Source organism: Bradyrhizobium sp. BR13661, from assembly GCF_029892425.1.
In the GTDB taxonomy this organism is placed as follows: Bacteria; Pseudomonadota; Alphaproteobacteria; order Rhizobiales; family Xanthobacteraceae; genus Bradyrhizobium.
On record NZ_JARXWB010000004.1, the window covers coordinates 1 to 13767 of the forward strand.

Below are 13767 nucleotides of genomic sequence, written 5' to 3' on the forward strand. Positions count from 1 at the left end.
CCATGCCGGCCTCCCATCCAGCCAGCACGGTGAATCAGAAACAGGCTGATTTGGGAATCCCAAATCGATTCAGACTAACCCCATCCCGCTTTAGCACCCGACCTCGGCCCCGAAGGCGGCGACGGCGGCGGCGAGATCGTCGCCTGGGGCCCGCCCGAAGACATCGCCAAGGCACCGCGGAGCTACACCGGAAAATTCCTGGAGCCGGTGCTGAAGAAGGCGCGCAAGCCGAAGCGAAGGAGCACGAGCGAAGCGGCGGAGTAGCCATTACTCATCAACCGCCTCGACCGCCAATGAACAGGTCCTGCTCGTTAGCGCCGCCGCTCCAGTTGTTGAGCTGCGGCCTTTCGTAGAAAGGCATCTCCAGAGTTGGCAAGCATCGTGAGCCTCACGCAGGCGTCGTTGCTTGCCAATTTTCCGAGTGCCCAAATTGCTTTGCTGGCTAAAGCTCGGCTCTCATCAAACTCTAGATATCTCGGTATCCATTGAGCTGCTCGAAATAGGGCTTCAGCTACATTCGGACTTTTTATCTCATCTAGCGCCTCAACTACGTTCTCGTGGCTATGATGCCATTCCGCATCCACCAACTGGCAGAGAATATCCGCATGCTCCGGAGCGAAACCAAACGTGAACCCGACGATCAGTGCGCAATCTAAATCCCTCGCGTTCTGAACTTGGTATGCTTCTTGGAGCCAATTTAAGGCCAGCTTGCCGCATTCGACGGCAGAAGGGAATTGGCGCAAGAACTCTTCCTTCGATATCCGTCTCAAGCCCGTGGGATGGATCATCAAGTCCTGACAAAGATTGCGTTGTTCTTCCGTCATCAATTAGGTTTCCTACGCGATTTCCTCTGTTTACATCATCTGCATTTGAAGTCCCGACTGTACCGTATTTTCATGCCCTACTCCCTCGCCATCTTCGACCTCGACGGCACCCTGGTCGACAGCTTCCCCTGGTTCCTGCGCACCATCAACGACGTCGCCGACCGCTTCGGCTTTCGGCGCGTCACTGAAGAGGATGTCGAGGAGCTGCGGCATGCCTCGACGCGCGAGATCCTCAGCCGGCTGGAGGTGCCGGTGTAGAAGCTGCCGGCGATCGCACGCTATGCGCGGCGGCTGAAGGGTGAAGCAGCGGCGGAGATTCCCCTGTTTGAGGGGGCCGAGGCGATGCTGCGGACGCTGGCGGTGAACGGCGTGCAGCTCGCGCTGGTCACGTCCGACAGCGAGGGCAATGCGCGGCAAAAGCTCGGCGCGTCGGCCGCGCTCTTCTCGCAGTTCGACTGCGCGGCGTCGTTGTTCGGCAAGGCTGCGAAATTTCGCCGTGTGATCCGGCGCGCCGGCGTCGTCCCTGATAACGTGATTTCCATAGGCGACGAGGTCCGCGACATCGAAGCGGCGCGCGCGGTGGGTATTGCCTGCGGCGCGGTCGGCTGGGGTTATGCGGCGCCAGCCGCATTGCGAGCGCTTGCGCCGGATCACATGTTCGCGCAGATGGATGAGATCGCGGATGCCTTATGCGGGACCGTAGGGTGGATTAGCCGAGCAGATGCATAAGATGCATCTGCTCGGCGTAATCCGCCATCTTACCCTGCAGATCGAAGAACGGCGGATTACGCTGCGCTAATCCGCCCTACGCATGCACAATCCCTTGCGTTACCCGACGGGCAAAACACGCAACATCGCGGTCAACGCCCTCAGAGCGAAATAATTCGCTTTACTAGAATTCGGAAATACATCATCTTGCGACCATCCCAACCCGGTCCGAGGGGCGTATCGCGATCGTCACGACATGCGGGTGGGATGTGGTGGACGCGGGCCGCATCGGCGCAATCAGGTTTTGCAGGGCGGGAAACCGTGAGCGAGACCCTCGCGCAAACGACCGGTGCGATCTGCGTACGGCAAAATCGTGTGGTCCTGGCGCCCGGAGTCTGCGCGCCAAGTCTTGTGGTGATGCGCATGGCCCAACCGGGTCCGCGCATCAGTTATCCGCTAGGCGACGGGGGCAATAGTGCATCGCTCCCCGGGGAGATCACGACATAAGCCGTCAACCCACTGCGCAGGGAAGGCCGTGTGTTGGGCTTCACCTGTATGCCGCTGTGCAGCTCTCTCGTAGCGCAACTTCGCACAGTGGACCGCGGGTGCCAGCCGGCGCCCGGCCTTCCCTGCGCCCTCGGCACCTTCGAGGGCAATGACATCAGTCAAGCTCGGGCGCAAGCTGCCGCGAGGATGCGAAGCCGTGTCCGGTTTCAAGCGCCAAGCGCAGGTCGAAGCTTGCGCGGGGCTTGCGTGAGGGGCTGCTCGATGCGGCGCTTGGACGCGATCGCCCTCTCCGTCCGTTGCAGAATCGCTATAACGATTGGAAACAATGTTTCTGCGTGCTGGCATGAGGCCAGTCGACTGCCTTGCGACCCGGCAATGACTGACGGACGTCCAAGACCCTTCAAAAGACCTCCCGACAAGACCCCCGTCAACTCCCGCCGAGCCGTCAGGAAGTGCCCATGGTGTCCACCAATATCAGCTACAGCTCCATCGCGCGCAATCTCACGCAGTCCCTGACGCGGGTGGCGCAGCAACCGGACGTCTCGCGGGAGGCGGCCTATTACAAGGCCAATATCGGCAAGGTGCATAGCGTCGACGATCTGATAAAGGACTATCGCCTGTATCACTACGTCACGAAAGCCTATGGCCTGGAAGACATGGCCTACGCCAAGGCGTTCATGAGGAAAGTGCTGCAGAGCGATCTGTCGGACCCAAAGAGCTTCGCCAACACGCTGATCGACAAACGCTACCGGGAGTTCGCCGCGGCTTTTTCCTTCGGCGGCGGCGAAACCAAGGTTGCGCAAACGGGAAGCCAGACCGACGAGATGATCGGGCTCTACACGGCGGCGATGAAGAGCAATGTCGATGCCGTGGCCGCCGACACGGCTTACTACAATGCCAAAATTGGCAGCGTGACCAATGTCGACCAGTTGCTCAACGACGATCGCCTTCGCAATTATGTCGCCTCGGCATTCGGGATCGACCAGAGCAAATGGCCGCGTGACACGATCAAGCAGGTCCTGTCCAGCGATCCCTCCGATCCGAACAGCTACGTCAATGTCACTTTCAAGTCTCAGCTGGGCGGCCTGAACGCCCAGCTGGCTCAAGCCAAGTCGGATGCGTCAGACGCCAGCTCCAAGATTGCCGGCTACACGGCGCAGCTCTCGCAGCCCGGCGCCGACGTCGCCAAGTTGAACGTCCAGATCCTGGTCGAGAAATATCGCCTGCAGTCGGCGGTGAGCAGCATATCCAGCAGCAACGACGCGATCGCGACGACGGGGCGGTTCATCGATCTCGCCGGCGCGTTCGCGTTTTCGTCCGACGGGTCGCTGCCGGCGGGGACACCTGCGCAGACCGCGGCAAACATTGCAGCCACGAACAAGAGCTTCGACGACAGCAAGTCGGCGGTTTATGCGGCGGCAAGCCCGCTGCAGGAAGCCCTGCTGGCCACGCAGTTCAAAAAGTTCATCCCCAATGTGACGTCAATCCAAACGCTCTTGTCCACTTCAGGCGCATATAATTTTGCACTTTCAGCCGTCGGCCTCGATCCCACGCAAGTCCCGCAGTCGACCGTGAAGGCCGTTCTCGAAAGCGACCTCGGCGACCCCAAGAGCTACGTCTACACGCTCAAGGACGATCGATATGTCAAGCTCGCACGCGCGTTCAATTTCGACGCCAAGGGCAATCTGACGACGCCGCTGGCGGCGCAGGATTCCGCCGAAATCCTCGATACCGCCAAGAACTACATCATTGCGAAGTTGAAGTTTGCCAGCGCGCAGGACCAGGCAAAAATCAAGACTCAAGCCCAGAAGGACGCATCGGCCTATCAACAGTCGATCGGTGGCATCAAGAACGTTTCCGATCTGCTCACCAACAGGAAGCTGGTCGACTTCGTTCTTGTCGCCAAGGGTCTGGACCCCTCGAAGGTGAGCACTGCCTATCTGAAGAAAATCTTCGCCTCTGATCTGAACGACCCCAAAAGCTTCGCGAACACGGAGAGCGACCCGCGCTTCGCCGAGATCGCGGCGTCATTCAATTTCGACAAGAACGGCAACGTCGCGCGTCTGCCGATGACGGGGCCGCAGAAGCGCGACCAGTACCTCGCAACGCAAAAGAACTATCTCGAGCAAAGCCTGGAGCAGCAGCAGGGCGACACGAATCCCGGTGTGCGTCTAGCGCTGTATTTCCAGCGGATGGCGGGGCACATCACGTCCGCCTTCGACATTCTTGCCGACAAGGCTCTTTCGGAGGTGTTTCGGACAACCTTCGACTTGCCCGATCAGATGGCGTCGATGCAGATCGACCAGCAGGCCAAGATCGTGGAAAAATACCTCAACCTCAAAGACCTCGGCGATCCCTCAAAGGTTGCCAAGTTGCTCAGCCGCTTCTCGGCCATGTACGACGCAAAGAACGCCAGCCAGACCTATTCGCCGGTCCTCGATCTTTTTCAGGGATCAAGCTCGGGGACGTCAGGCATCAGTGACTCGACCTATCTGGCGATGGCGAAAATGCGCGCCAGTCCGTGGTGAGCGGCCACCAATTCTGCTTGAATGAAAACCGAAGTCTCTCTTGTCCAAAGTCCGATCACGCCGCGTCGGCAGGCCTCACTCGCCGCGCGATTTCCGCACCCTTCTCCCGCTCCACGACGCCGATATCGTACTGCCCTTGAAGATCCAGCCAAAATTGCGGGCTATTGCCGAAATAGCGACCAAGCCGCACCGCGGTGTCTGCCGAAATACCCCGGCGCGCATTCAGAATATCGGTGATCCGCCCCGACGGAACGCCGATGTCGAGCGAAAGCTTGTTCGCGCTGAGGCCGCGCGCGACCAATTCGCGTTTGAGTAACCGTCCGGGATGAACGAGTGGAGCCATGGACGTCAGCCTTTATGATAGTCGATGATCTCTACCTCGTAGGCGTCGCCCTTGCTGAATTCGAAACAGATGCGCCACCGCTCATTGACCGTCATTGCCCATTGTCCTTTGCGATCGCCCTTCAGTTTGTGCAGTCCAACACTCTTCAGCGGGCTTAGATCCCCGAGCGATTTCGCGAAATTCAGTGCGAGCAATAACTCAGCCGCCGCCTCGAAATCGAGTCCGCGAAACTGGTTCGGATGCTCGCCATCCCAGACCTTGCGGCTCGACGAATTCCGCCAAGATCTGATCATGGCAAAACCATACTACGGAAACCGGTGAAGGACAATGACTGGTACATTATTCCGCCAGCGTCGCTTGGACGAAGCCCCGCGGGTCGGCGCAAAACTCTCGCATGACCCGATAGTGGTCCGTCTGCTCCACTGTTGTTGGCTCCAAGCCATATTTGCCGAGCCGCAGGAGTTGTGCATTAGGATAGGCCATCAGCAGTGGCGCATGGGTCGCCATGATCACCTGGCAGATGCGCGAGTCCTCCATGCGACGCAGCAGCTTCAAGAATTCGATCTGACGCGCAGGCGACAGCGCGGATTCCGGCTCGTCGAAGATGAAAATGCCCTGGCGCTGGCAGCGTTCTTCGAAGAAGCGCAGGAACCCTTCGCCGTGCGAGTGCGACAGGAAATCGGGCCCGACCTGACCAGCGTCACGCGCGGCCTTGTCCAGATAACGCGCGACCGAGAAGAAGCTCTCGGCGCGAAAGAACCAGCCGTTGGTGATCTTCGGCAGCCAGCTCGCACGCAGCGCCTTGGAAAGCTGGCCGCCCATCCTCTCGCGTGCCTCCGAGTGATCGACCGGCATGTAGCCCTTGCCTCCACCGGCATCGTCATAGCCGGCGAGCGCCGCAATGCCCTCGAGGATCGTCGACTTCCCGGTGCCGTTCTCGCCAACGATGATTGTGATCGCGGCCTCGAAGTTGATCTCGAAATCATCGGGAAAGATGGGCAGACAAAACGGATAGGTCTCGCGATCGTGGACTTGCGACGGATTGAGCCAGACTCGCTTCAGATACGGCGCAGGCAGGTTGATCGTCCGATAGCCTCTCCGCGCCATTTGCAGCCTCCATCCCTTCATGTCCAAGAGAACATAACAGGAACATTGAGATTGCAAAGAGGTATCTTGCACCCCGTCCGTGCGCAGAAGCTACTCCAAGACATCGAGCACCAGCTCCATCGTCATCAGCACGGGATTGTCGCCGCGGATCAGGCGGCCCTCCGCAATGCCTCCGGTGTAGTCGATCAGCGCGACATCGAGCGCGGCCTCAAGCGCACCGGAGGCAGTCGGCGCAATCGTCCCGGCCGATATCGCGAGCTCCGTGGCGAACGGCTCGATCACGCCGCCATGGGCGAAGCGCGCACCGATGGTCGAACCGACACCGCCGTGGATCTTTGCACGCGCAATGCCCTTTGCACGGCAGAAGGCTTCGAGGCAGCCTGCAAAGTCCTGATTGGGCCGCAGCCGCAGCGCGAAGGCGCGGCTCGTCGTGCGTGCACCGCTGCTCGCAGAGGCTACCGGTCCGAACAGCTTGAAATTTGTCTCGGGATCGGGATCGGCAGCGAACATCGCACCGTCCACGCCGAAGGCCTGGACCTCGAACGGCTCGGCAACAACAGTCTCGTCCGGCAGCATGTGGCCGCCGCTCGCCTTGCCATCCGCCTCGGTCCACAGCCCGTGGCAATGAAAGAACGGCGCGCCGTCGCGCGTGCCGAGCGTCATGCTGCCGAGCCTGGTGCGCGTCACACCGGCAGGGCGATACGTGTCACTGTAAAACGCTGCGTTCTCGCCAGTCTTCGACAATGCCGGCATAACATAGCCGAACGGCCCGAGCGCGCCGAGCGTGAAATTCAGCACGCCGCCGGCAAAACCTTCCGCGGCAAGACCGCGGCGCGCGGCTTCGAGCAGCGGCAGGCCGGCCTCAAGCCTGAACGAAAAGGCGCGCCCCCTCGCCTCGACCCACTGGATACGCTCGGTGACCGGCGCGCCGGGCTGCTTGATGCTCCGCATGCGCTGCGCTCAGCCCGTCTTTATCTTGTCGAGATCGAGCAGCCCGCGCGCCTCGAGCTCGTCGCGCACCATGCGTTTCGGCACCTTGCCATAGCCGGATTTCGGCAGCGCCTCCCAGAAGAAGAACCGCTTCGGCATCTTGTAGCGCGGCACCTTCGGCGACAGGAATGCCGCCATCTCGGCCTCACTCACGGCCTTTGCACCCTCGCGCGCAACGCAGACGGCAACACCGACCTCGCCCCAGGTCGCATCGGGCACGCCGAGCACGGCGACTTCGCCAACCGCGGGATGCGTCAGAATTTTTTCCTCGATCTCGCGCGGATAGATGTTGGAGCCACCGGAGATGTACATGTCCGACGCTCGTCCGGTGATGTAGACGAACCCCTCCTCGTCCATGTGGCCGAGATCCCCGGTGCGGAACCAGCCATTGCGGAACGCCTTCGCATTGGCCTCGGGGTTGTCGTAGTAGCCAGCGAGAACCGCCGGCCCGATCACGCAGATCTCACCGCTCTGGTTCGCCTGGAGCTCGCGGCCCTCGTCGTCCTGGATCGAGACCTGCATGCCGGTCCGCTCGAAGCCGCAGGTGCCGATCTTCGCGTGCGGCCCGTCCTCAGGATCGTGCAGCGCCGCCGGCAGCACGGTGATGTTGCCGGTGACCTCGCCGAGGCCGAAATACTGCACGATGACCTTGCCGAGCTTCCTCAGCGCGGCCTTCTGGTCCTCGCGATACATCGGCGCGCCGGCGTAGATCACGTGGCGCAGCGAGGAATGATCGTATTTGTCCGCCGCGGGATGCTCGACCATCATCTTCAAAATCGTGGGCACGGTGAAGAGGTTGGCGACGCGGTGCTTTTCGATCAGGCGGAACGCCTCGTCGATGTCGAATTTTTCGGTCGGCAGCAGCACGGTGCAGACACCGCGCGCAGTCTGCACCAGCTGGTGCACGCCGGCGCCATGCGACAGCGGCGCCACCACCAGCGATGCGTCCGCCTCCGTCACGCCAGGCGTGAGATCGGCGAGATGATTGGTGACGACGAAGCCCATCTGACCGTGCGTGAGCACCGCGGCCTTGGAGCGGCCCGTGGTGCCCGAGGTGAAGAAGAACCAGCAGGGATCGTCATGCTCGACCGCGACGTTTTCGACCGCGCTGCCGGCCTGCGAGGCAATAGCGTCGGCCACCGAGCGCTCGCCGAACGAGGCCTTGCCGTCGACGCTCCATGTGAATTCGAGCGCGCCGCCTGTGACAGCCGCCGCATGCTCGGGGAAATCGACATGGCACAGAAACGCTTTTGCGCCCGAGGCCTGCGCGAGATAAGCAACCTCGTCCGGCATCAGGCGGAAATTGGTGGGCACCCAGACCGCGCCGAGCCGGAACGCGGCAAACATCGAGACAAACATCTCATCGCCATTCTTGGAATGGACGAGGATGCGATCGCCCTTGCCGATGCCGCGCGCGGCGAGCGCAGCCGCCAGTGCCGAGACCCGCGCGTCGATCTCGCGCCAGGTCCAGGATTTGTCGCCCCAGACGAAACCGGGGCGCGATCCATGCCGCCGCGCGTTCTGGGTCAGCATGTGAGCGAGATTCATGACGCGGCGGGACATGCGGAGCGGCTGCATGGGGCTTCCTCTTGGACGGCGAACGGCGCGCTGGCCGCCCGCTCATTGCAGCCCATTTATCGCGATCGAGAACGGCCTCGCAAGGCCGCCTGCCGGGTGTCATCCATGCGCTCGTTCAAGGAATCTTAAACATGATCGGGGCAACCTCGGTCCGCATCCGCGTACAGAGTGTCGCATCATGGTCAAAGCGCCCGCCGTTGTTCTCATGTCACTGGCGCTTGCCGGCTGCACAATGGCCCCGCAAGCGAGCCTTGCCCCGGACCCCGCGTTCAAGCCCGCGCGCTATGCCTGGGATGGCGCGGGTGAAAACCCCAACCAGCCGCGTTCCGCGGCGCGAACAACGCGCACTGCTGCCCGACCCGCGAGCGACGGCACCGATGCCGACCAGGACGCCAGGGTCAACCGTTCGCTGGTCATCTGCCAGGGCTGCCTCCCTGCAAAACCACAGGCTGACGATTCACGGCTCGCGCGAGCGGCCGATTGAACCGAACTACGTCTCCACCGGTTGACTGAGATATCGTGCTGACGTGGTCATTTCGGCCTAAGCGTTCAAGGTTGACGCGGAGAAGACTGACCGGAGACGTTATGAGCGAAGTCATCGACAACAAGGCCCATCACCGCTTTGAGCTGGAACTGGAAGGCCATCTCGCGACCGAGCATTACAAGCTCGAAGGCAACCTCATCACCTTTGAGCACACCGACGTTCCGAAAGAGCTCGGCGGCAGAGGCGTCGGTTCAATATTGGTGCAAGGCGCGCTCGATCAGGTCCGCGCCAGCGGCCGGAAGGTGATCCCGCAATGCCCGTTCGTGAGAGCGTGGATCGAGAAGCATCCGGACTATCAGGATCTGGTGACGGCCTAACCTCGTCATTGCGAGCGAAGTACATCCGCTGGTCGCGCCCTGGCAATCGCGGGTTCAAGCGCCTAGATCAGTGAGCAAGCATCCGCTTCAGAGAGATCAGGCATGGCGGCATCGGTACGCGACAACAAGGACAGGAGCCGCTTCGAGCTCGATGTCGGCCAGGAGAATGGTCACGAGCTTGCCTTTGCCAACTACCGGCTGACGCCCTCGGCTGTCATCATTACCCACACCGAGACGCCGCGCGCCTTGCGTGGCCGCGGCATTGCGTCCGAGCTGATCAAGGGTGCGCTCGAGTTGATCCGCCGCGACGGCCACAAGGTGATCGCAGGCTGCGGCTTCGTCGTCGATTATCTCGACAGGCATCCGGAGGATGCGGATCTGGTCGCCTGATCGCAAAAGGGCCCGCGAAATCGCGGGCCCTTCTTCTATTGTTTGGCGTCAACCGACACGGCTCGGTCAGTGCTTGATTTCCGGCGGCAGCTTGCCGCCATTGGCGGCGAGCTTGGACATCACCTGCTTGTGCAGCCAGACGTTCATGCTGGCGGAGTCGTTCGTGTCGCCGGTGTAGCCGAGCTCCTTGGCGAGATCCTTGCGCGCGGCAAGGCTCGAATCGACGTCGAGGGCCTTCATCAGGTCGACGATCGAGGTGCGCCACTCCAGCTTTTCGCCCTTGTGGGCTGCTGCGGCGGCGTCGACGATCGCGGCAACGTCCACCGTTGCCGCAGGTGCGGCTGCGGGTGCCGACGATGGCGCCGATCCGCCCGGCGCCGCCCCGGCAGGCGCGGTGCCCGCGGGTGCGCTGCCGGCGGGCGCAGCGGAGGCCGCATGGCTGCCGAAAATTGCGCCCATGATTTTCCCGAAAATGCTCATGTCTGCTCCCCGAAAAGGATCCGTTGGAAGGCCCTGAGTGGGCACTTATAGCCGAAGTTACGTCATGACGCCCGCAAAGTTCCGCGAACCTGCAGACAGCATCAGCTTATCTACGGCGAAATGACGACCGGATGACGCAATCGAGGTTGCACCGCGGCATCGAATTTCACCCAAGCGTGAGGGACAGGACTCGGAAATCGGCGTACGCTTGTCGTTCAGCTCGCGATGCCATCTGGAATTCGCGTCTGGTTGGACTCGCGAAACCTCAAGAGAAGCGGCCGCTTGCGCCGTTGTCGGCGCCGAATTCGGCTGCATGACAAGGGAGCAAGCCGACCATGGCCACACTCTACCAGGGCAATGTCCCCACGATGGGCCAGACCGCAGACGCGGCTGGACCGGTGATCCGAACCATCCAACTGTCCGATCTGCACGACGCGCTCAAGCGCGGCTGGGAAGATTTCAAGGCGGTTCCAAGCCACGCCATCATCCTGTGCGTGATCTATCCGGTGCTGGGCCTTGTGATCGCGCGTGTTGCCATGGGCTATTCGGTGATACCGCTGCTGTTTCCACTGGCCGCTGGCTTCGCCCTGATCGGCCCGTTCGCAGCGCTCGGTCTCTACGAACTCTCAAGCCGTCGCGAACGCTTTGAGGAAGCCAGCGCCTGGGACGCCATGGACGTGCTGCGCTCACCCTCGTTTGGCGCCATGCTCGGCCTCGGCGCGCTGCTGCTGGCATTGTTCGTGACCTGGGTCGCGACCGCGCAGGCGATCTATGTGGCAGCGTTCGGCTATGAAGGCGTGACCGGGATCTCGGACTTCGTGACGCGCGTGCTGACGACATCGCGGGGCTGGTGGCTGATCGTGATCGGCTGCGGTACTGGCTTCCTGTTCGCGCTCGCCGCGCTCTGCATTAGCGCCGTCTCATTCCCGCTGATGCTCGACCGCCATGCCGGCGCCCTGGAGGCAATGGTGACCTCGCTTCGCGTCGTCGCCAAGAACCCGGTGCCGATGGCCGCCTGGGGCCTGACCGTGGCGGTGCTGCTGGCGCTCGGCACGATCCCCGCATTCCTCGGGCTCGCCGTCGTCATTCCCGTGCTCGGCCACGCCACCTGGCATCTCTACCGCAAGGTGATCGTCTCCGAACCCGGTGCCCGGCCTGTGCCGCCTCCGCCGCAGCGTCCGCGCAAGCCGGCGGCCGACTTCCCCGCCAATCTCTTTCCGTGGCGGAACAGGGAATAAGACGGAAGCCAGACGATCCCGGACCTGATCTCGTCAAAGCCGCTCCCGCCGAACCTCCGGCGGGAGCGCCGCTGTCACACGCCTTGCTTTGGCCGCTGTTACATCAGACATTGCAACCGCCGGTCTTGTCACTTCACGGAATCAATTGTCTCTGATGACCCTGACGATTTCTCGTCGCGCTCTCGCAGCCCTCGCCCTCTCCGCGTCAGTCCTGTCCGCCCACCCCGCGTTTGCAGCGGTTCCCTGCGGCTCGGGCAATTTCGACGCCTGGCTCGCCGACTTCAAAGCCGAGGCCGCGGCCAAGGGCATTTCGCAACAGGCCATTACCGCCGGACTCGCCGGCGTCACGCTGGACCAGAGCGTGCTCAACCGCGACAAGTCGCAAAAGGTCTTCACCCAGACCTTTGAGGAGTTTTCCGGCCGCATGGTGCCACCGCGGATGACGCGCGGCTCCAACATGATGAAGCAATACGGATCGGTGCTATCGCGCATCGAACAGAGCTATGGCGTGCCCGGTGAAGTGCTGGTCGCGATCTGGGGCCTGGAGACGGATTTCGGCGTCAACACCGGCAAGTTCGCGACCATCCGCTCGCTGGCGACGCTGGCCTATGATTGCCGGCGCGCCGAGCAGTTTCGCGGCGAACTGATGGACGCGCTGCGCATCGTCCAGCGCGGCGATCTTGCGCCGGCCGACATGAAGGGCGCCTGGGCCGGCGAGCTCGGCCAGACCCAGTTCATGCCGTCGTCCTGGATGAAATACGCCGTCGATTTCGACGGCAACGGCAAGCGCGACCTGCTGCACAACGCACCCGACGTGCTCGCCTCCACGGCGAACTATCTCGCCGGCTATGGCTGGCAGAAGGGCAAGGACTGGCAGCCGGGCAGCCCGAACTTCGCGGTGCTGCAACAGTGGAACAAGAGCGAGGTCTATTCGAAGACGGTCGCCTATTTCGCGACCCAGCTCGCGCACGCTCCCTAAGACACGCACAGGGACAAAACGCGTAGGGCCGATCGCTCTGCGACCGGCCCTCTCTTGGATTGCGTTTACCTGCCCGATTACTTGGCCATGGTGGCGTGCATCGCCTTGTTCAGGTGCATGCCGCACGCACCCATTTTGCCGTTGAGCAGCGCGTCCTGAGCCGCCGTGATCTCCTTTTCGGCGACGAACTTGCTGTCGCCGTCGGGCATGCCCTCGATCGCGGTTTCCGTCTTCTCCAGATTGGCCCCGCTGCAACCGCCCATGCTGTGCTTGGCGGCCTGGGCCGGCGCGACGGCGAATGCGATAGCGGCAATTGCGATAACCCCGAGTAACTTCGTCATGATGTTACTTTCCTTCTCTTGTTCTTGGGACAGACCCAGCAACATTGCTGGAATCCGCAACATGACTTTGCTTCCGTCGCGGCAACTTGCCGCAATAAATTCCCCGCGAGAATTGCGTGATGTTGCGCGCGGCGCAGAGCCGCATGCGAAATTTCTGATTTTCATTACAACTTTGTAATCCGAACCTTGCACGCTCAGCGTGTGTGCGCTGCATCGTCGGGATTCGGCAGCTCGAAGCGGGGAATTATTTCGCTCCCGCGCGCGGGCGCCCCAGCCATCGAGGAACCTCCGCTCCAGCAAAAAAGCTCGGCTGCCCGTCGATTCGAATCGAAGAATTTGGCGACCAAATAATATGAATCTATATTCATATCTAAGAATCGGGGTTCATGCGATTCGCGCATGCCGAACTTGGGCCTACAAGCTGGCGCGAGACCTTGAAGGTCACGGGACCGTGACCTATTTCCGTAATGACATGAACCGCAAGATTTTCTCTAAGACCGTGATTTCACGGTATTTTATTGCGAATTTGAACTCCGTGCGCTCAGCGATTGGGCGGCACTGCCGACAGGTTAATCGTCTCTTACTAATGCCATGCGTTCTTCGCTTAGCTGCATCGCAACATCGGAACTTTCGCACTGCACCACTCTCACCTATATTCATTTCAACGATGACGCTCAGGTCAAGGGCTGAATCGAACTATAGGAGACTACAATGCTGCTCTCGCTCATCCGCATGATCCAGGCTTTCCGGGACTATCAGCGCAATGTTGCCGAGCTGTCCCAACTCAGCGATCGCGAACTGGCCGACATCGGCCTCGATCGCTCGGACATCCCGCGCGTTGCCGCCGGTCAGTATCAGGGCTGAGATCGTTCAGCCCTTTACCGGACGAACCG

Annotated in this window: 15 protein-coding genes and 1 pseudogene; 8 read left to right on the forward strand and 8 right to left on the reverse strand. The window is 61.5% G+C overall.

What is annotated here, in order from left to right; translation table 11 throughout:
* Positions 1-311: 311 nt before the first annotated feature.
* Positions 312-824, reverse strand: a complete 513-nt coding sequence (locus M2427_RS07660; RefSeq protein ID WP_280705627.1) for a HEAT repeat domain-containing protein — start codon at positions 822-824, stop codon at positions 312-314.
* Between the two features lie 72 nt (positions 825-896).
* On the opposite strand from M2427_RS07660, the pseudogene M2427_RS07665 reads away from it, so the two are divergent.
* A pseudogene (locus M2427_RS07665) lies at positions 897-1553 on the forward strand (HAD-IA family hydrolase).
* 944 nt (positions 1554-2497) lie between these two features.
* The gene (locus M2427_RS07670) at positions 2498-4567 is read left to right on the forward strand and encodes a DUF1217 domain-containing protein (RefSeq protein ID WP_280705629.1); all 2070 of its coding nucleotides are present in this window, start codon (positions 2498-2500) and stop codon (positions 4565-4567) included.
* Positions 4568-4622: 55 nt separating this feature from the next.
* Here M2427_RS07670 and M2427_RS07675 read toward each other — a convergent pair whose 3' ends face one another.
* From M2427_RS07675 to M2427_RS07695, 5 genes are all read right to left on the reverse strand, one after another.
* Positions 4623-4910 (reverse strand): HigA family addiction module antitoxin, encoded by a 288-nt coding sequence (locus M2427_RS07675; RefSeq protein WP_280705630.1) that lies wholly within the window; start codon positions 4908-4910, stop codon positions 4623-4625.
* Positions 4911-4915: 5 nt separating this feature from the next.
* Positions 4916-5203, reverse strand: coding sequence for a type II toxin-antitoxin system RelE/ParE family toxin (locus tag M2427_RS07680; RefSeq protein WP_280705631.1), 288 nt, complete (start codon positions 5201-5203; stop codon positions 4916-4918).
* Positions 5204-5249: 46 nt separating this feature from the next.
* Positions 5250-6017 carry an AAA family ATPase gene (locus M2427_RS07685; RefSeq protein WP_280705632.1) on the reverse strand — a complete coding sequence of 256 codons (768 nt, stop codon included), beginning with the start codon at positions 6015-6017 and terminating at the stop codon, positions 5250-5252.
* A 90-nt stretch (positions 6018-6107) separates the two neighbouring features.
* Positions 6108-6968, reverse strand: a complete 861-nt coding sequence (locus M2427_RS07690; RefSeq protein ID WP_280705633.1) for a DUF296 domain-containing protein — start codon at positions 6966-6968, stop codon at positions 6108-6110.
* Between the two features lie 9 nt (positions 6969-6977).
* Complete coding sequence (locus M2427_RS07695) at positions 6978-8585, reverse strand: acyl-CoA synthetase (protein WP_280705634.1); 1608 nt, start codon at positions 8583-8585, stop codon at positions 6978-6980.
* A 178-nt stretch (positions 8586-8763) separates the two neighbouring features.
* Between M2427_RS07695 and M2427_RS07700 the strand changes: the two genes are divergently transcribed.
* From M2427_RS07700 to M2427_RS07710, 3 genes are all read left to right on the forward strand, one after another.
* Positions 8764-9069 (forward strand): hypothetical protein, encoded by a 306-nt coding sequence (locus M2427_RS07700; protein ID WP_280705635.1) that lies wholly within the window; start codon positions 8764-8766, stop codon positions 9067-9069.
* 101 nt (positions 9070-9170) lie between these two features.
* Positions 9171-9446 (forward strand): GNAT family N-acetyltransferase, encoded by a 276-nt coding sequence (locus tag M2427_RS07705; RefSeq protein WP_280705636.1) that lies wholly within the window; start codon positions 9171-9173, stop codon positions 9444-9446.
* Between the two features lie 102 nt (positions 9447-9548).
* The gene (locus M2427_RS07710) at positions 9549-9836 is read left to right on the forward strand and encodes a GNAT family N-acetyltransferase (RefSeq protein ID WP_280705637.1); all 288 of its coding nucleotides are present in this window, start codon (positions 9549-9551) and stop codon (positions 9834-9836) included.
* Positions 9837-9902: 66 nt separating this feature from the next.
* Here M2427_RS07710 and M2427_RS07715 read toward each other — a convergent pair whose 3' ends face one another.
* Positions 9903-10316 (reverse strand): DUF3597 domain-containing protein, encoded by a 414-nt coding sequence (locus M2427_RS07715; RefSeq protein ID WP_280705639.1) that lies wholly within the window; start codon positions 10314-10316, stop codon positions 9903-9905.
* Between the two features lie 335 nt (positions 10317-10651).
* Between M2427_RS07715 and M2427_RS07720 the strand changes: the two genes are divergently transcribed.
* Both M2427_RS07720 and M2427_RS07725 read left to right on the forward strand, forming a co-directional pair.
* The gene (locus tag M2427_RS07720; RefSeq protein WP_280705641.1) at positions 10652-11554 is read left to right on the forward strand and encodes a DUF2189 domain-containing protein; all 903 of its coding nucleotides are present in this window, start codon (positions 10652-10654) and stop codon (positions 11552-11554) included.
* A 154-nt stretch (positions 11555-11708) separates the two neighbouring features.
* Positions 11709-12533, forward strand: coding sequence for a lytic murein transglycosylase (locus tag M2427_RS07725; RefSeq protein ID WP_280705642.1), 825 nt, complete (start codon positions 11709-11711; stop codon positions 12531-12533).
* Positions 12534-12610: 77 nt separating this feature from the next.
* On the opposite strand, the gene M2427_RS07730 is transcribed toward M2427_RS07725, so the two are convergent.
* Positions 12611-12937, reverse strand: coding sequence for a hypothetical protein (locus M2427_RS07730; protein ID WP_280705643.1), 327 nt, complete (start codon positions 12935-12937; stop codon positions 12611-12613).
* A 648-nt stretch (positions 12938-13585) separates the two neighbouring features.
* On the opposite strand from M2427_RS07730, the gene M2427_RS07735 reads away from it, so the two are divergent.
* Positions 13586-13738, forward strand: a complete 153-nt coding sequence (locus M2427_RS07735) for a DUF1127 domain-containing protein (RefSeq protein WP_007590701.1) — start codon at positions 13586-13588, stop codon at positions 13736-13738.
* Positions 13739-13767 lie beyond the last annotated feature (29 nt).